Raw genomic sequence first — 16,671 nt, 5'->3', positions numbered from 1 at the left:
CGGGTCACTGCCGCCGGTCGACCGCCGCCGGTCGACCGCCGCCGGTCAACGCCTGGTGGCCAACAACTGTTGACCAACGCTTGTTGGCAAACGTAGAACGCCCGATCGAGCGATGTCAACACTTGTTGGCCCACGCGTGTTGGCCTACGCTCGTTGACATGAACGGCAGCCCCAGCACAAGCACAGATCCCGGAACCGGACCGGCGGCCCGCCGCTCCGACACCACCCGCGGCGCGATCCTCGCCGCGGCCCGTGAGCGCTTCGCCGCCGACGGCTACGAGCGGGCCACCATCCGCGCCATCGCCAAGGACGCGCGCATCGACCCGTCGATGGTGATGCGCTACTTCGGCAGCAAGGAGGGCCTGTTCGCGGCGGCCGTCGCGCTCGACCTGCGGCTGCCCGATCTGGCGCAGGTCCCCCGGGACGAGGTCGGCCGGGCGCTGGTGCAGCACTTCCTCGGCCTGTGGGAGGAGAACGAGGAGCTCACGGCCGTCCTGCGGGTCGGCGCCACCAACCAGGCCGGGGCCGAGCGCATGCAGGGCATCTTCCGGGACCAGCTGCTGCCGGTGGCCCGCCAGGTGTGTCCCGACCCCGAGCAGGTGCCCACCCGGGCCGCGCTCTGCGCCTCCCAGCTGCTCGGCCTGGCCCTCACCCGCTACGTGCTGCGCCTGCCGCCCACGGTGGCGCTCGGCACCGGGGAGATCGTGGCCTGGCTCGCCCCCACGGTGCAGCGTTACCTGACGGCTCCCAGCCCCTGACCGCGCACTGCCGGGTGGCGGGAGCACCAGGCTGCCGGCGCCTGACGCCGGGGCGAACCACCTAGGCTCGAAGGGGAGTTGACGAAAGACGCCGAAGAACCGGAGCCCCCATGTCCACCAGCGCCGACACCAGCAGCACCGCCTCCGAGATCGCCGAACGCTTCCTAGCCGCGTTCCGGACCCGGGACTGGGAGGCGCTGCACCGCCTGCTGGCGGACGACATCACCTGGACCATGCCGGGGGCCGGCGCCATCTCCGGCACCGCCCGGGGCGCCGACGCGGTCGTGGAGCGGGCGCGGCACATCGCGAGCCGGGGCCTGCACACCGAGCTGTTGCACGTGCTGGTCGGCGCACACGGTGCCGCGCTCTCGCTCCGCAACACGGCGACCGCCGCCGACGGCCGCAGGCTCGACGAGCACTTGGCGACCGTGCTGACCACGCACCGGGGCCGCGTCACCGCCATCGACAGCTACCTGTCGGACGTCGACGGCATGAGCGCCTTCTTCACCACGCCCTGAGGCCGCCGGCGCCACCGTGCCGGAGAGGCCGCCGGCGCCACCGTGCCGGAGAGGCCGCCGGCGCCACCGTGCCGGAGCCGTGCCTGAGCCATGCCGGGGCCGTGCCTGAGCCATGCCGGGGCCGTGCCGTCACCACGCCGAGGAAGTCACCGCGCCGAGGCAGTCACCACGCCGCTCCGTCACCACGCCGAGGCCGTCACGCGCCCTGACCGGCGGCGCCGCACCCTGACCGTCGGCGCCGCGCGCCGGGACCGTGGGGACCGTGGCGGCCGTGGAGAAACACCGAGGGCGCCGTCCTCACCCGGGCACGGCGGTGTGCACGTACCCCGGGAGGACCGGCGCCCTCTGCGGAGACTCAGGTCCGGCTCAGGCCTTGGCCTTGCCCTGGCCCGGCTTGGTCACACGGATCTTGGACTTGTCCAGGACCATCACCAGCCCGGCGATGACCACGAACAGGACCACCGGGGCCACCACGTACAGGCCCAGCGTCTGGATGACGCTCAGACCCGTACCGGGGTCGTCGCCGTCGTCGCGGGTGAGCGCGAGGGCGGGGGACGACATGAGCAGCATCATCAGCGTCGTACCGGCGGCCAGGGCGCCGGCGCGCAGGGCGTTCTTCTTGTCCACGCTCTCAAGTTAGCGAACGGCCGGGAAGCCCGCGCGCGCGGGGTGCCCTACGGCGGCTCGCCCCCGGTTCCCGCCCCGGTTCCCTCCCGCAGGATCTCCAGCAGGGCCCGCAGCCGCGGCGAGGCCGCCAGCTCCTCCAGCGGTACCGGGCGGCCCTGGGCGTCGGCGACGGGCAGCCGCCAGTTGGGGTACTGGTCCCAGGTGCCGGGGAGGTTCTGCGGGCGGCGGTCGCCGACGCCGTCCGGGAGCCAGACGCCGATCAGCCGGGCCGGGGTGCGCAGCAGGAACCGGTGGACACCCTGGATCTCCGCCTCCTCGGCGGTTCCCGGGGGCCCGGCAGCCGGGGTGTCCAGCAGGCCGAGGCTGCCCAGCAGGGCGAGCCACTCCGCGGTGTCCGCGGTCGCCTCCGTGCGCTCCTCGGCGGCCGGGCGGGTCAGCAGGCCGAGGCTCTCGCGCAGGTCGACGTGCTCACCGGTGAGCCGGGCGGCGGTGGGCGGCAGGTCGTGGGTGGTCGCGGTGGCCAGGCAGTCGGCGCGCCAGCGCTCGGGCGGCAGCGGACGGCCGTCGCCCTCCCAGTCCCGTTCGAACCACAGCACGGAGGTGCCGAGCACCCCGTGCCGCTGGAGCCTGTCGCGCACGCCCGGCTCCACGGTGCCCAGGTCCTCGCCGATGACCACCGCCCCGGCGCGGGAGGCCTCCAGGGCGAGCAGCGCGAGCATGGCCTCGGCGTCGTAGCGGACGTAGGTGCCCTCGGTGGGCGGGCTGCCCCGGGGCACCCACCACAGCCGGAACAGGCCCATCACGTGGTCGATGCGCAGGGCGCCGGCGTAGCGGAACAGGGCGCGCAGGAGGCGGCGGTAGGGGGCGTGGCCGGAGGCGGCGAGGCGGTCGGGGCGCCAGGGCGGCAGACCCCAGTCCTGGCCGCGCGCGTTGAACGCGTCGGGCGGCGCGCCGACCGACATCCCGGCGGCGAAGTGGTCCTGTTGCGCCCAGGCGTCCGCCCCGCCGGGGTGCACGCCGACGGCGAGGTCGTGCACGATCCCGACGGGCATCCCGGCCCCGCGGGCGGCGCGCTGGGCGGCGCGCAGCTGGCCGTCGGTGAGCCAGGCGAGCCGGGTGTGGAACTCGACGCGGCCGGCCAGTTCGGCGCGGGCGCGGGCGGTGTCGGCCGAGCGCGGATCGCGCAGCCCCGCGGGCCAGCCGTGCCAGTCGGCGCCGTGGGTCTCGGCCAGCGCGCACCAGGTGGCGTGGTCCTGCAGGGCCTGGCCCTCGGCGGCGCGGAAGGCGTCGTAGGCGGCCTGCCGTCCCGGGCCGAGGGGGACGCGGAGCACCAGCTCCAGGGCCTCGCGCTTCAGCTCCCAGACCGCGTCCCGGTCGATGAGGGCGCCCTTGTCGAGGACGGCGGCGCGCAGCCGCGCGGCGCCTTCCAGCAGTGCGGAGATCCGAGCACGGTCGGCGGGGTCCTCCACGTACGCGAACTCGGGGACGGCCTCGATCCGCAGGTGGACGGGGTCGGGGAAGCGGCGCGAGGACGGCCGGTAGGGGCTCGGGTCGGCCGGGGCCCCGGGTACGGCCGCGTGCAACGGGTTGACCTGCACGAACCCGGCTCCGGCGGTGTGTCCGGCCCAATCGGCCAGCTCGGCGAGGTCGCCGAGGTCGCCCATGCCCCAGGAGCGCCGGGACAGCAACGAGTACAGCTGGACGAGGAGGCCGTAGGAGCGGGTGGCGGGGGTGGGCAGGCGGTCCGGGGCGACGATCAGGTGGGCGTGTGCGGTGCGTCCGTCGGGGGCGGTGGCGCTCACCCGGTGCACACCGGCCGGCAGTCCTTCGGCGGCGTCCCGCGTCTGCCCCTGCTCGGTCTCGATGCTCAGGCGCGTCCCGGCGGGCAGCGCGGCGAGGACGGCGGGGGCGGCTCGGTCCTGTGCACCGCCGGTCCAGTGCACGAGGGTCGGCGGCAGCAGCCGTTCGCGCAGTTCGCGCTCGCGTGCGGTGAGCGCGGCACGGACGGCGTCCGGGGTGCCCGCGTCCACGCCGAGGGCGGCCAGGGCGGCGGTCACGGCGGCGACGGAGACCCGGACCGTGCGGTCCGGGGACGGGCTGTAGGACGTGGCGACCCCGTGGAGTGCGGCGAGCCGGGACAGTTCCTCGTCGTCGTGCGCCGCGGCCATCTACGACCCCGGGGCGAAGAAGTCCGGGACCGGGTCGGACTCGCTGGTCAGCGGGGCGGTGTCTGCGAGCGGTGGCTCGCTGGTCAGGGGCTCGGCATCGGGCAGCGGCGGTTCACTGGTCAGCGGCGCCTGGGTGTAGGTGCTCTCCGCGCTGAAGATGTACGCCTGTGTGTCGAGGGTCTCGGCGGACGGCTCCGCCACGGGTTTCCACTGGGCCGGGATCACGAGATGAGCCGGTGCGGCCACGGGGGCCTCCTTGTCGGGTGCGGCGTGTGTCGGATTACCGCAGCCCTACCCAGTGCGCGCGATGCCAGACGTCATCGGGGCGAACAACGTGCTTCTTCCGGCATTCCGGCCACCCTGCGACCGCCCGCTCGACCGCCCCTCCGGCCGCCCGTTCGGCCAGCCACCCCTGTGCCGGCGCCTTCGATGGCGCCCGCGGTGACAGCTTCGATGGCGCCCGCGCCGGCGCCTTCGACAGCGGAAGAACCTGCCGCAGGACCTCACGGACGCGGCCCGCCCTCTCCCGCACTCCCGCCCACTCCCACGCTCTCGCTCCCTCCCGCCCGCCCCCCCAATCACTCCCCCCGCCACTATTCACTCAGTACATGTATCTGATGCATACTGATCTCCATGAGCACCCGGCACATCATCCTGGGACTGCTCGAGGCGGGGCCGAGCCATGGCTACGACCTCAAGCGGCGCCACGACGAACGCTTTCCACAGGCCCGTCCGCTCGCCTACGGGCAGGTCTACACGACCCTGCAGCGCCTGGTCCGGGACGGTCTGGCCCAGGTCGAGGGGACCGACGCCGACGGCGGACCGGAGCGGACGCTGTACCGGTCGACGGACGAGGGGGCAGGCGAACTGGCCCGGTGGGCCGGGGAGATCGCCGCGCCCGCGCCCTTCGTGGCGAACGAGATCTTCACCAAGGTCGTCGTCTCGATCCTGGCGGGCGGCGACCCGGCCCTCTATCTGCGCGCCCAGCGTGCCGCCCACATGGAGCGGATGCGGGAGCTGACGGCCGTGAAGACGGCCCCGGGCGCCCCGCCGGCGACCGTGCTCTCGGCGGACTACGCCCTCAACCACCTCGACGCCGACCTCCGCTGGATGAACACCACGGCGGCCCGGCTGACCACTTTGACCGCGGAGGTCGACGCATCATGAACAACAGGGGGGACCACTCCTCGGACCCGCTTCTGGCGGGCCGCGACCTGGTCAAGGCGCACGGCACGTCGCCGGCGCTGCGCGGCGCCTCGCTCGGTCTGAGCGCGGGCGAGATCCTCGCCGTGACCGGGACCAGCGGCAGCGGCAAGTCGACGCTGCTGCACTGCCTGGCGGGGATCGTACGGCCGGACGAGGGCGAGGTGGTCTACGACGGACTGCGGCTCGACCGGCTGCCGGAGAAGCGGCTGAGCGAGCTGCGCCGTACCGACTTCGGTGTGGTGTTCCAGTTCGGGCAGCTGATCCCCGAGCTGACGGCCGTCGACAACGTCGCGCTGCCGCTGATGCTGGCGGGCACCGACCGGGCCGGTGCCCGGGAACGGGCCGGCGAATGGCTGGAGCGGTTCGGGGTGCGCGGCCAGGAGGGGCTGCGGCCGGGTGAGATGAGCGGGGGCCAGGCGCAGCGGGTCGCCCTGGCGCGAGCGCTGGTGACCGGTCCCCGGGTGGTCTTCGCGGACGAGCCGACGGGGGCACTGGACTCGCTGGCGACCGAGCAGGTGATGACGGCGCTGGTGCACACGGCCCGCGAGTCGGGCACGGCGGTGCTGCTGATCACGCACGACGCCCAGGTCGCCGCGTACGCGGACCGCGAGGTGCGGCTGAGCGACGGCGCCGCGGTACCGGCGGAGGTGGCGGCGTGACGACGCGTGGGGGCGGCGCACTGACCGCCGATGCACGGCTCGCCTGGCAGCTCACCCGGGGCTCCGGCCGGCAGGAGTGGTGGCGGGTCGGGCTGACCGCGGCCGGTGCCGCGGCGGCGACGGGGATCGCCCTCGCCGCCGTCGCCCTGGCATCACTCAGGGGCTATTACTCGGTGTCCTTCGGCGGCGGCCTGTTGAACGACCCCGGTGAGCGCTCGGGGGTGATCGTCAGCCTGCTGCTTCTGCTGGTGCCCGTGCTGGGCTTCCTCGGGCAGTGCGCCCGGATCGGCGCCGTGCACCGCGACCGGCGGCTGGCCGCCCTGCGCCTGGCCGGTGCCGGCCCGGCCCAGGTGCGCCGGATCGCCGCCCTGGAGACGGGGCTGGCCTGTCTGCTGGGCTCGGTGCTCGCCACCGCCGCCGCGGTACCGGTCCTGCTGAGCGTGTGGGCCGGCTCGACGGCCGCGGCCTGGGCCGGCCTCGTACTGGTCACCCTCGGGGTGCCGGTGCTCGGGGCGGCGGCGGGCGCGCTGACGCTGCGCCGGGTGGTGGCCTCGCCGCTCGGGTGGGTACGCCGGACGCGGCCCCGCAGCGGGCGAGGGCCGGGGCTGCTGTTCACCGGTGCCGTGCTGGCCGTCCTGCTGCTGGCACTCTCGGCCGTCGTCCACACCTCCGGCACGGACCGGGGCCGGGTGCCGCTGATGGTGTTCGGGCTGATCGTCGCGGTCGGGGCGGGAACGGTGTGGCTGACCGGGGGGACGGCCGCGCTGGCCGGGCGGGTGCTGGCGGGGCGCGCGCGTTCGGCGGCGACACTGATCGCGGCGGAGCGGCTGCGCGACGAGCCCTGGGCCGCGGCCCGCACGCACGCGTCCGTCCTGCTGGTCACGATCGTCGGCACGGGCTTCGTCGGCATCCGCCAGGCACTCCTGGCCGGCCTGCACGAGATGAGACGCGAGCATCAGCTCGGCATGCCCCTGTCCTTCTACACGACCGGCATCGACCTGACCGGCGCCGCGATCCTCGTCGCCTTCGCGATCACCCTGTCCGGCCTCGCGGTCGGCACCGCCGAGTCGCTGGCGAACCGCCGCCGCAGCCTGGCCGCACAGGTCGCCGCCGGGGTGCCGCGCGCGGTGCTCGGCCGGGCGCTGCTCCTGGAGACCGCGCTGCCGCTGGCCCCCGCACTCGCGCTGGCGGGCGCGGGCGGCATGGCGATCGGCATCGGGTACGCCTCGCTGACCCAGGGACACGGCTCCCTTGTCGTGCCGTACGCCGGGCTGCTGGTCCCGGTGGGCGTCTACGGGTGCTGCCTGCTGGCGGCGGCGTGCTCGCTGCCCCTGCTGCGCCGCTCGGTGCGCCCGGCGGAGCTGCGCTACGTGTGAGGGCGCGAGGAGATGTCCGGCCCCGGGGCACGGGGGACCCCGGGGCCGGACCGCACACGTGCCCCGGACAGGGACCCAGGTACGCGAAGGCCCGGATCGTCAGGCGGAAATGCCGTCGATCCGGGCCATGGCGTCGTCCGCGCCGAACGGCTGCAGGTAGGGCAGCCAGCGCGGGTCCCTATGTCCGGTCCCGATGATGCGCCAGGCCAGACCAGTGGGCGGAGCGGGTTTGTGGCGCAGCCGCCAGCCGATCTCCACGAGATGCCGGTCGGCCTTCACGTGGTTGCAGCGGCGGCACGAGGCCACCACGTTGTCCCAGACGTGTTTGCCCCCGCGGCTGCGCGGGATGACGTGGTCGACGCTGGTTGCGACGCCACCGCAGTACATGCACCGGCCCCCGTCGCGGGCGAACAGTGCCCTGCGGGTGAGAGGAACGGGCCCGCGATAGGGAACCCTGACGAATCGCTTGAGCCGGACCACGCTGGGTGCGGGGACTGTGACGGTTGCGCTGTGCATATAGGCGCCGGATTCCTCGAGGGAGACAGCCTTGTTCTCCAGGACGAGGACGAGCGCGCGGCGGAGCGGTACGACGCCGAGCGGCTCGTACGACGCGTTGAGGACCAGGACATGCGGCACGGGTGCCTCCTTGGGCGTCGGCGGCGCGTGGCTCGCGCCGGGACGATCTGCAGTCAGTCTCCCCTCATGCCTGGTGGAAGCGCCACCATGTCCCGGTAACGGGCTGGGAGTGTTTTCGACCACACCCGATTCATCCCCAGGATCATGGCCTGTTCAAGCCGGGGTGAGCCCGGTCTCTCCTGTGCCTCTCCTTTGCGGATCGGCGTGGTGCGCACACAATGCCCCGTTAGTGTGGTGGTTCTGTCCGTCCGGTGACCCTTTCGTGACCTTGACCGCCCCGCCGGAGCGGACCGCGCAGCACCATGGAGGTACCTGCCGTGTCCTTGCCCGTCGTCCTACCGGCCGCCGGTGCGACGCCGTCGCCGTCCCCCTCGGGGTCGACGGCCCCGGCCGTGCCGACGCTCCAGGACGCCCAGGAGAGCGCGACGAACGCGGCGAGCTGGGTGGAGCAGAACTGGTCGACCTGGCTCGCGATGGGTCTGCAGATCCTGCTGATCCTGGTCGTGGCCTTCGTGCTCAGAGCAGCGGTGCGCCGCGCGATAACCAAGCTGATAGACCGGATGAACCGGACCGTGGAGTCGGTGGACGGCACCGCGCTCGGCGGTCTGCTGGTCAACGCCGAGCGGCGCCGGCAGCGCTCGCAGGCGATCGGCTCGGTGCTGCGCTCGGTGGCGAGCTTCCTGATCCTCGGCACGGCCGCGCTGATGGTGCTGTCGACCTTCAGGATCAACCTGGCGCCGCTGCTGGCGTCCGCCGGTGTGGCCGGTGTGGCGATCGGTTTCGGCGCGCGCAACCTGGTCACGGACTTCCTCTCCGGGGTGTTCATGATCCTGGAGGACCAGTACGGCGTCGGCGACACGATCGACGCGGGGGTGGCCTCCGGCGAGGTGATCGAGGTCGGGCTGCGGGTGACCAAGCTGCGGGGCGCGGGCGGTGAGATCTGGTACGTCCGCAACGGCGAGGTCAAGCGGATCGGCAACCTCTCCCAGGGCTGGGCGACCGCCGGGGTCGACGTGACCGTGCGCGCGAACGAGGACCTGGACCGGGTGCGGGCCACGCTGGACGAGGTGGCCGGGCAGATGAGCAAGGAAGAGCCCTGGAACGAGCTGCTGTGGGGGCCGATCGAGGTGCTCGGCCTGGACAGCGTGCTGATCGACTCGATGGTGGTCCGGGTCTCGGCCAAGACCATGCCCGGCAAGTCGGTGACGGTCGAGCGCGAGCTGCGCTGGCGCATCAAGCGGGCGTTCGACGCGGCGAGCATCCGCATCGTGGGCGGTGCGACGGCCGCGGAGGACGTCGAGGCGGCCCCCGACCCGACGGCTGCGGTGGCGGCACTGTCGGCGTACTCCAACGCCGACTCCCCGCAGTCGGCGGCCACGACGCCGATCGCTCCGCAGCAGCGGTCGGCGCCGAAGTAGGGCGCCGGCCCCCACACCTTCCCTCCCGCCCCCGAGGTAACGAGTCTGTTGCCTCGGGGGCGTTGTCTATTGACGCCCTCTTCGTCCTGGGCTTACGTTCCTCCCACCCGAATAGGAAACTTTCCTAACAGTGATCTTCCGGCGGCCGGTGATCAAGGCTGGACGCCATGGTCAGGTCGCTGGAAAGCTGGACAGTCGGAAAGGCAGGTGTCGACCCCCATGGCAGGAACCGCCGGTACGCCGGGCACCCCGCGCGTCCTGCGCGCCATGAACGACCGCGCCGCCCTGGACCTCCTGCTGGAGCACGGGCCGCTGTCCCGCACCCGGATCGGCAAGCTCACCGGCCTGTCCAAACCGACCGCCTCCCAGCTCCTCGCCCGCCTGGAGGCGGCCGGACTGGTCCGGCTCACCGGCACCAGCGAGGGCCGGCCGGGCCCCAACGCCCAGCTGTACGCGGTCAACCCCGCGGCCGCCCACGCCGCCGGGCTCGACGTCACCCCGACCCGGATCCGCGCCGCCGTCGCCGACATCACCGGCCGTACCGTCGGCGAACACGAACTGCCCACTCCGGGCCGCCGCCCGGCCCAGCCGGTCGTCGAGCAGGTCACCGAGGCCCTCGACGGCGCGGTGAAGGCGGCGGGACTGGCCCGGGGCGACGTCCACCGGCTGGTCATCGGCACCCCCGGCGCCTTCGACCCCAACACCGGGCGGCTGCGTTACGCCTCCCACCTGCCCGGCTGGCACACCCCCAGCCTGCTCGACGAACTCGCCGCCGCGCTGCCGATGCCGGTGGAGTACGAGAACGACGTCAATCTCGCCGCCATCGCCGAACAGCGGCTCGGCGCGGCCCGCGGCCACGCGGACTTCGTGCTGCTGTGGAACCAGGAGGGCCTGGGCGCCGCCCTGGTCCTCGGCGGCCGGCTGCACCGCGGCTGGACCGGCGGCGCCGGCGAGGTCGGCTTCCTGCCGGTGCCGGGCACCCCGCTGGTGCGCCAGGTGACCCGGGCCAACAGCGGCGGCTACCAGGAGCTGGCCGGTTCCCAGTCCCTGCCGAAGCTCGCCCGGCACCTGGGCATCGAGGACGTGCCGCCGGGACCGTACACCGAGGCCGCCGCCGAGCTGGTGGCCCGCGCCGCCGACCACGCGGGCGGGCCGTACCGGGAGCTGCTGCAGACCTACGCGACCCGGCTGGCCACCGGGCTCGCCTCGCTCGTCTCCGTCCTCGACCCCGAACTCGTGGTCCTCAGCGGCTCCGCCCTCACGGCCGGCGGCGAGGTGCTGCGCACCCTCGTCCAGGCCGAGCTGGAGGAGCTGGCGGCGGCCCGCCCCCGGCTCGTCGTCGGCGACGTCCGGGAGCACCCCGTGCTGCGCGGGGCGCTGGAGTCCGCGCTCGCCACCACCCGCGACGAGATCTTCGACACCTCGCGCTGAGCCCCGCAGCCCGCCCTTCCCTCTCCCCCCTTTTCCTCCCTTCCCCTCTCACCCACCCCGCCCCGGGAGACCTCGCCATGCCCGAAGTCGCACCCTCTCTCGCCCGAAAAGCGGCATATGCCGTGATCGCGTCGCTGGCTCTGCTCACCACCGCCTGTACCGGCCAGTCCAGCTCCGGCGCCACCGACGACGCCTCCAAGGACACGACGATCAACTTCTGGCACGCCTGGAGCGCGCCGAACGAGGTGAAGGCGGTCAAGTCCCTGGTCGCCGGCTTCGAGAAGGCGCACCCCAACATCCACGTGAACATCGTCGGCAACATGACCGACGACAAGATCAACCAGGCGCTGCGCTCCGGCGGCGACCGGGCCCCGGACGTGATCTCCTCCTTCACCACCAACAACGTGGGCAAGTTCTGCTCCTCGGGCGCGCTGGTGGACCTGAACCCCTTCTTCAAGAAGTCGCGGATCGACCCGGAGGCCACCTTCCCGAAGACGATGAACGAGTACACGCAGTTCGACGGCAACCGCTGCACGGTGCCGCTGCTGGGTGACGCGTACGGCCTCTACTACAACAAGACGGCGTTCAAGAAGGCGGGCATCACCGCCCCGCCGAGGACCTGGTCGGAATTCGAGGCCGACGCCAGGAAACTGACGATCCCGCAGGGCGACGGCTACAAGCAGCTGGGCTTCATGCCGGACTACCACGGCTGGGAGTCCACCACCGAGCACTACTTCGGGCAGTTCTCCCCGACGTACTTCGCCAAGGACGGCAAGTCCGCCCTGGCCAAGGACCCGGCGTTCGAGAAGGGCTTCACGCTCCAGAAGAAGCTCGTCGACGAACTCGGCGGATTCCGGAAACTGGAGAAGTTCCGGGCCACCCTCGGTGACGAGTGGGGCCCCAAGCACCCGTTCCACACCGGTCAGGTCGCCATGCAGATGGACGGGGAGTGGCGCCTGGGCATGGCCGAGGAGGCCAAGCCGGGCTTCGAGATCGGCGTCGCCCCGCTGCCCGTCCCGGACGACCGGGCGAGCGAGTACGGCAAGGGCTACATCACCGGCACCATCGCGGGCATAGCCGCCTCCAGCCACAAGCAGAACGCGGCCTGGGAGCTGGTGAAGTACATGACCACGAACACGGACGCGGTGGTCGGCTTCGCCAACGACATCCACAACGTGCCGTCCACGCTCGCCGCGCTGAAGTCGCCGAAGCTGAAGTACGACCCGCGGTTCAGGACCTTCCTGGACATCGCCGCGAACCCGGACTCCACCACCACTCCCGCCTCGATCAACGGCGGGGTGTACCTGGTGACGATCCAGCAGCTCGGCTACGACTACGAGAGCGGCAAGGTCACCGATCTGAAGGCCGGCCTGAAGAAGGCGGCCGCGCAGATCGACACGGACATCGCGCAGGCGAAGTAGCCATGAGCGCGATCATGCCCGCCTCGAAGCGCCGCAGCCCCGCTCTCGCCGCCAAGCAGCGGAAGCAGGCACTGCGTACGGCCGCCTTCATGTCGCCCTGGCTGATCGGGTTCGCGGTCTTCTTCGCGTACCCGCTGATCTCGACGGTCTATTTCTCCTTCATGCACTACGACGGCTTCCGGCCGCCGACGTGGAGCGGGGGCAAGAACTGGACGTACGTCTTCGCGCACTACCCGCTCTTCTGGCCCGCCCTGCGCAACACCCTGTGGCTGGTCGTCGTCATGGTGAGCCTCCGGGTCGTCTTCGGCCTCGGGGTGGGCTTGCTCATCACGAAGATCAAGACGGGCGCGGGGGTCTTCCGCACCCTCTTCTACCTGCCCTATCTCGCCCCGCCGGTGGCGGCGACCATGGCCTTCGCCTTCCTTCTCAACCCCGGTACGGGCCCGGTCAACTCGATCCTGGAGAAGGCGGGCGTCCCGGCGCCGGGTTGGTTCAACGACCCCGCCTGGTCCAAGCCGGCCCTGACCCTGCTGGCCCTGTGGGGCATCGGCGACCTGATGGTCATCTTCATGGCCGCGCTGCTCGACGTACCGGCCGAGCAGTACGAGGCGGCGGAGCTGGACGGGGCGTCGGCCTGGCAGCGGTTCCGTTACGTCACCCTGCCGAACATCTCGCCGATCGTGATGTTCGCCGTGGTCACCGGCGTGATCCAGACGATGCAGTACTACACGCAGCCGCTGATCGCGGGGAAGGTCGCCTCGGGCGTCATCCAGGGCGCGGGCACCCAGTTCGAGCCCGGCTACCCCGACAAGTCCACGCTCACCCTCCCCCAGCTCGTCTACAACCTCGGCTTCCAGCGCTTCGACTACGGCTCCGCGTGCGTCGTCGCCCTCGTCCTCTTCGCGCTGTCGATGGTGTTCACCGCGTTCCTGATGCGGCGCCGGGGCGGTCTCATCCAGGCAGGTGACTGACCATGACCCACGTTCTGGACCAGCCGGTCAAGCCGGCGCCCCCGGTGGTGTCCGGGGCCGAGCGGACCGCCCGCCGCAGGGCGCTGCTCGAATGGATCGCGATCCACTCCCTCGGCGTCGCCGCCGCGCTGTTCTTCACGCTGCCCTTCGTGTTCGTGTTCCTGACCTCGCTGATGAGCGACTCCCAGGCCCTGAGCCGGGACCTGATCCCGCACACCTGGGAGTGGGGCAACTACAGGACGGTGCTCCACACCCCCGGCTTCCTGACCTGGTGGAAGAACACGCTGATCTACGCCGGTCTCGGCACCGTCCTGACCGTGGCGTCGTCGATCCCGGTGGCCTACGCGCTGGCCAAGTTCCGCTTCCGGGGCCGCAGTCTGTCGCTCATGCTGGTGATCTCGATGATGATGCTGCCACCGCAGGTGATCATCATCCCGATGTACCTGTTCTGGGCGAAGCAGCTGGACCTGTCGGGCACGCTGTGGCCGCTGATCATCCCGATGGCGTTCGGGGACGCGTTCTCCGTCTTCCTGCTGCGCCAGTTCCTGATGACGATCCCGAACGAGTACGTGGACGCGGCGAAGGTGGACGGCTGCGGCGACCTCAGGACCCTGCTGCGGGTGGTCCTGCCGATGGCGAAGCCGGGCATCGCCGCCGTCGCCCTCTTCCAGTTCTTCTACGCCTGGAACGACTACTTCGGCCCCCAGATCTACGCGTCCGAGAACCCGGGCGCCTGGACGCTGTCGTACGGCCTGGAGTCCTTCAAGGGCGCCCACCACACCGACTGGAACCTCACCATGGCCGCGACCGTGCTGGTCATGGCCCCCGTGATCCTCGTGTTCTTCTTCGCCCAGAAGGCGTTCGTGGAAGGCGTCACGCTCACCGGAGTGAAGGGTTAACCACATATGCCGTGCTTTCCCGGGGGACAACCCCCAGCCCCCCGGCCGATGACCACCATCCGCGGCACCCGGAAGCGAGGGAACCTCCAGTGAAACTCACCGTGGTCGGCGGAGGATCGACCTACACCCCCGAACTCATCGACGGCTTCGCACGCCTCAGGGACACCCTGCCCATCGAGGAACTGGTGCTGGTGGATCCGGCCGCCGAACGCCTGGAGCTGGTGGGCGGCCTGGCCCGCCGTATCTTCGCCAGGCAGGCGCACCCCGGCCGGATCGTCACGACCGGCGACCTGGACGCGGGAGTCGACGGCGCCGACGCCGTACTGCTCCAGCTGCGTGTCGGCGGACAGGCGGCGCGCGAGCAGGACGAGACCTGGCCGCTGGAGTGCGGCTGCATCGGACAGGAGACGACCGGCGCGGGAGGCCTGGCCAAGGCGCTGCGCACGGTCCCCGTCGTCCTCGACATCGCCGAACGCGTGCGCCGTGCCAACCCCCGTGCCTGGATCATCGACTTCACCAACCCGGTCGGCATCGTCACCCGCGCCCTGCTCCAGGCGGGCCACCGGGCGGTGGGCCTGTGCAACGTGGCGATCGGCCTGCAGCGCAAGTTCGCGGCACTGCTGGGCACCGACCCGAAGGACGTCCACCTCGACCACGTCGGCCTGAACCACCTCACCTGGGAGACGGGGGTACGCCTCGGCGGCCCCGAGGGCGCGAACGTCCTGCCCGAACTGCTGGCCGGGCACGGCGACGCCATCGCCGACGACCTGCGCCTGCCGCGCCCCCTCCTGGACCGCCTGGGCGTGGTCCCCTCGTACTACCTGCGCTACTACTACGCCCACGACGAGGTCGTCGGGGAGCTGCGCACCAAGCCGTCCCGGGCGGCCCAGGTCGCGGCGATGGAGCGCCAACTGCTGGCGATGTACGGCGATCCGTCCCTGGACGAGAAGCCGGAGCTGCTCGCCGAGCGGGGCGGCGCCTTCTACTCGGAGGCGGCGGTGGACCTGGCCGCGGCCCTGCTGCGCGGAGCCGGAAGCCCGTACCAGGTGGTGAACACGCTGAACAGGGGCACGCTGCCCTTCCTGCCGGACGACGCGGTGATCGAGGTGCAGGCGGCCGTGGGTCCCAAGGGAACCGTGCCGCTGCCGGTGCCCGAGCTCGACCCCCTGTACGCGGGCCTGGTGGCGAACGTGACCACCTACGAGGACCTGGCTCTGGAGGCGGCCCTGCGCGGCGGCCGGGACCGGGTCTTCCGGGCCCTGCTGGCCCATCCGCTGGTCGGCCAGTACGCGTACGCCGACGCCCTCACCGACCGACTGATCGCGCACAACCGGGAGCACCTCGCGTGGGCCTGACCGCATCCGACACCGCGCGTGTCCTCGCCATCGACGCGGGCAACAGCAAGACCGACGTGGCCGTGGTCACCGCCGCCGGGGAGGTGCTGGCCACGGCCCGCGGCGGCGGCTTCCGGCCGCCCGCGGTGGGGGTGGCGGCGGCCGTGGACGCCCTGGCCGCCCCGGTGGCGCGGGCCTTCGCGGACGCGGGCGTGGGCTCGGTCACGCACGTCTCGGCCTGCCTGGCCAACGCCGATCTTCCGGTGGAGGAGGAGCAGTTGGCGGCCGCGCTGCACGCGCGCGCCTGGGGCGCGTCGGTGGAGGTCCGCAACGACACCTTCGCGATCCTGCGGGCGGGCGTGGCCGAGCCCCGGGGCGTCGCCGTGGTCTGCGGTGCCGGCATCAACTGCGTCGGCATGCGCCCCGACGGCCGCACCGCCCGCTTCCCCGCGATCGGCCGTATCTCCGGCGACTGGGGCGGCGGCTGGGCCCTGGCGGAGGAGGCGCTGTGGCACGCGGCCCGCGCGGAGGACGGCCGCGGCGAACCGAGCGCACTGGCCCGCACGCTGCCCGCCCACTTCGGCCTGCCGTCCATGTACGCGCTGATCGAGGCACTGCATCTGGAGCATGTGGAGAACGGGCGCCGGCACGAACTGGCCCCGGTCCTCTTCGAGACGGCCGCGCAGGGGGACGCCGTGGCGCGCTCGGTCGTGGACCGGCTGGCCGAGGAGGTGGCGACGATGGCCACGGTGGCGCTGACCCGGCTGGACCTGCTCGGTGAGCAGACCCCGGTCCTGCTGGGCGGCAGCGTGCTGACCGCGGGGCACTCCCAGCTGGACGACGGCATCCGCGCGTTGCTGGCCTCCCGCGCCCCGAAGGCGGACGTCCGGGTGGTGTCCGCGGGGCCGGTGCTGGGGGCGGCGCTGCTCGGCCTCGACCGGCTGGGAGCCGGCGCCGAGGCCCGGGAACGGGTGCGCGGCCACTGGGAGAAGAGGCCGTGAGCCGCCGGCGCCGGCGTCCTTCCCGCCCGGCCGGCGCCGACTTCACCGACGGCGCGACCGCCCGGTGAGGTCCCGGCGGGGGGCCGAGTAGTCTGCGGGGGCCGAGGCGCCGTAGGTGCCCGGCCCCCGCGGTGTGCCGCCCCGGGGAACCGATCACCCGCAACCGGCGTGTTCATCACCGGGGGGTGGTGCGCCACGCCCCCAGCGCCGTAGGTTGCGCTGCGATCCGATCAAGATCGAGTGAAGGC

Annotated in this window: 16 protein-coding genes; 12 read left to right on the top strand and 4 right to left on the bottom strand. The window is 72.7% G+C overall.

Annotation, left to right across the window (positions count from 1 at the left end; translation table 11 throughout):
• Window positions 1-158 precede the first annotated feature (158 nt).
• A complete protein-coding gene (locus ACFZCP_RS31715; RefSeq protein WP_362691652.1) occupies window positions 159-758 on the top strand; it encodes a TetR family transcriptional regulator in 600 nt (199 codons plus the stop codon).
• A gap of 110 nt (window positions 759-868) precedes the next feature.
• Window positions 869-1,276, top strand: coding sequence for a nuclear transport factor 2 family protein (locus ACFZCP_RS31710; protein ID WP_391433722.1), 408 nt, complete (start codon window positions 869-871; stop codon window positions 1,274-1,276).
• A gap of 366 nt (window positions 1,277-1,642) precedes the next feature.
• On the opposite strand, the gene ACFZCP_RS31705 is transcribed toward ACFZCP_RS31710, so the two are convergent.
• Genes ACFZCP_RS31705 through ACFZCP_RS31695 form a run of 3 tightly spaced genes read right to left on the bottom strand, consistent with a single transcriptional unit; the run spans window position 1,643 to window position 4,317 of the window.
• Window positions 1,643-1,903: a hypothetical protein gene (locus ACFZCP_RS31705; RefSeq protein WP_362691646.1), complete on the bottom strand. Its 261-nt coding sequence runs from the start codon at window positions 1,901-1,903 to the stop codon at window positions 1,643-1,645.
• A gap of 47 nt (window positions 1,904-1,950) precedes the next feature.
• Window positions 1,951-4,071, bottom strand: coding sequence for a 4-alpha-glucanotransferase (malQ, locus tag ACFZCP_RS31700; RefSeq protein ID WP_391433717.1), 2,121 nt, complete (start codon window positions 4,069-4,071; stop codon window positions 1,951-1,953).
• Window positions 4,072-4,317 (bottom strand): hypothetical protein, encoded by a 246-nt coding sequence (locus tag ACFZCP_RS31695; protein ID WP_362691640.1) that lies wholly within the window; start codon window positions 4,315-4,317, stop codon window positions 4,072-4,074.
• A 387-nt stretch (window positions 4,318-4,704) separates the two neighbouring features.
• Here ACFZCP_RS31695 and ACFZCP_RS31690 point away from each other — a divergent pair, with 387 nt between their 5' ends.
• The 3 genes from ACFZCP_RS31690 to ACFZCP_RS31680 are packed head-to-tail and all read left to right on the top strand — an operon-like array spanning window position 4,705 to window position 7,312.
• Window positions 4,705-5,238, top strand: a complete 534-nt coding sequence (locus ACFZCP_RS31690) for a helix-turn-helix transcriptional regulator (RefSeq protein ID WP_391433712.1) — start codon at window positions 4,705-4,707, stop codon at window positions 5,236-5,238.
• Entirely contained in the window at window positions 5,235-5,936 is a 702-nt protein-coding gene (locus tag ACFZCP_RS31685; RefSeq protein WP_362691634.1) for an ABC transporter ATP-binding protein, read from the top strand. The genes ACFZCP_RS31690 and ACFZCP_RS31685 overlap by 4 nt, the downstream gene beginning before the upstream one ends.
• Window positions 5,933-7,312 carry an ABC transporter permease gene (locus ACFZCP_RS31680; RefSeq protein ID WP_391433707.1) on the top strand — a complete coding sequence of 460 codons (1,380 nt, stop codon included), beginning with the start codon at window positions 5,933-5,935 and terminating at the stop codon, window positions 7,310-7,312. The genes ACFZCP_RS31685 and ACFZCP_RS31680 overlap by 4 nt, the downstream gene beginning before the upstream one ends.
• Before the next feature lie 99 nt (window positions 7,313-7,411).
• Here ACFZCP_RS31680 and ACFZCP_RS31675 read toward each other — a convergent pair whose 3' ends face one another.
• Complete coding sequence (locus ACFZCP_RS31675) at window positions 7,412-7,948, bottom strand: HNH endonuclease (protein WP_362691628.1); 537 nt, start codon at window positions 7,946-7,948, stop codon at window positions 7,412-7,414.
• 317 nt (window positions 7,949-8,265) lie between these two features.
• Here ACFZCP_RS31675 and ACFZCP_RS31670 point away from each other — a divergent pair, with 317 nt between their 5' ends.
• From ACFZCP_RS31670 to ACFZCP_RS31640, 7 genes are all read left to right on the top strand, one after another.
• On the top strand, window positions 8,266-9,366 hold the full coding sequence (locus tag ACFZCP_RS31670; protein WP_391433704.1) for a mechanosensitive ion channel domain-containing protein: 1,101 nt from the start codon (window positions 8,266-8,268) through the stop codon (window positions 9,364-9,366).
• Window positions 9,367-9,585: 219 nt separating this feature from the next.
• On the top strand, window positions 9,586-10,797 hold the full coding sequence (locus tag ACFZCP_RS31665; RefSeq protein WP_391433701.1) for an ROK family protein: 1,212 nt from the start codon (window positions 9,586-9,588) through the stop codon (window positions 10,795-10,797).
• Between the two features lie 77 nt (window positions 10,798-10,874).
• Complete coding sequence (locus ACFZCP_RS31660; protein WP_391433698.1) at window positions 10,875-12,218, top strand: extracellular solute-binding protein; 1,344 nt, start codon at window positions 10,875-10,877, stop codon at window positions 12,216-12,218.
• Between the two features lie 14 nt (window positions 12,219-12,232).
• A complete protein-coding gene (locus tag ACFZCP_RS31655; protein ID WP_391433695.1) occupies window positions 12,233-13,189 on the top strand; it encodes an ABC transporter permease subunit in 957 nt (318 codons plus the stop codon).
• 2 nt (window positions 13,190-13,191) lie between these two features.
• The gene (locus ACFZCP_RS31650) at window positions 13,192-14,088 is read left to right on the top strand and encodes an ABC transporter permease subunit (protein ID WP_391433691.1); all 897 of its coding nucleotides are present in this window, start codon (window positions 13,192-13,194) and stop codon (window positions 14,086-14,088) included.
• Between the two features lie 89 nt (window positions 14,089-14,177).
• Window positions 14,178-15,443, top strand: coding sequence for a 6-phospho-beta-glucosidase (locus ACFZCP_RS31645; protein ID WP_391433687.1), 1,266 nt, complete (start codon window positions 14,178-14,180; stop codon window positions 15,441-15,443).
• The gene (locus tag ACFZCP_RS31640) at window positions 15,434-16,423 is read left to right on the top strand and encodes a BadF/BadG/BcrA/BcrD ATPase family protein (protein ID WP_391433684.1); all 990 of its coding nucleotides are present in this window, start codon (window positions 15,434-15,436) and stop codon (window positions 16,421-16,423) included. Before ACFZCP_RS31645 ends, ACFZCP_RS31640 begins: the two co-directional genes overlap by 10 nt.
• The last annotated feature ends 248 nt before the right edge of the window (window positions 16,424-16,671 follow it).

Origin of the sequence: Streptomyces sp. NPDC007971, from assembly GCF_042958635.1 — a bacterium.
In the GTDB taxonomy this organism is placed as follows: domain Bacteria; phylum Actinomycetota; class Actinomycetes; order Streptomycetales; family Streptomycetaceae; genus Streptomyces.
Note: the sequence above shows the minus strand (reverse complement) of the source record. Positions and strands in the feature narration are given on the sequence as shown.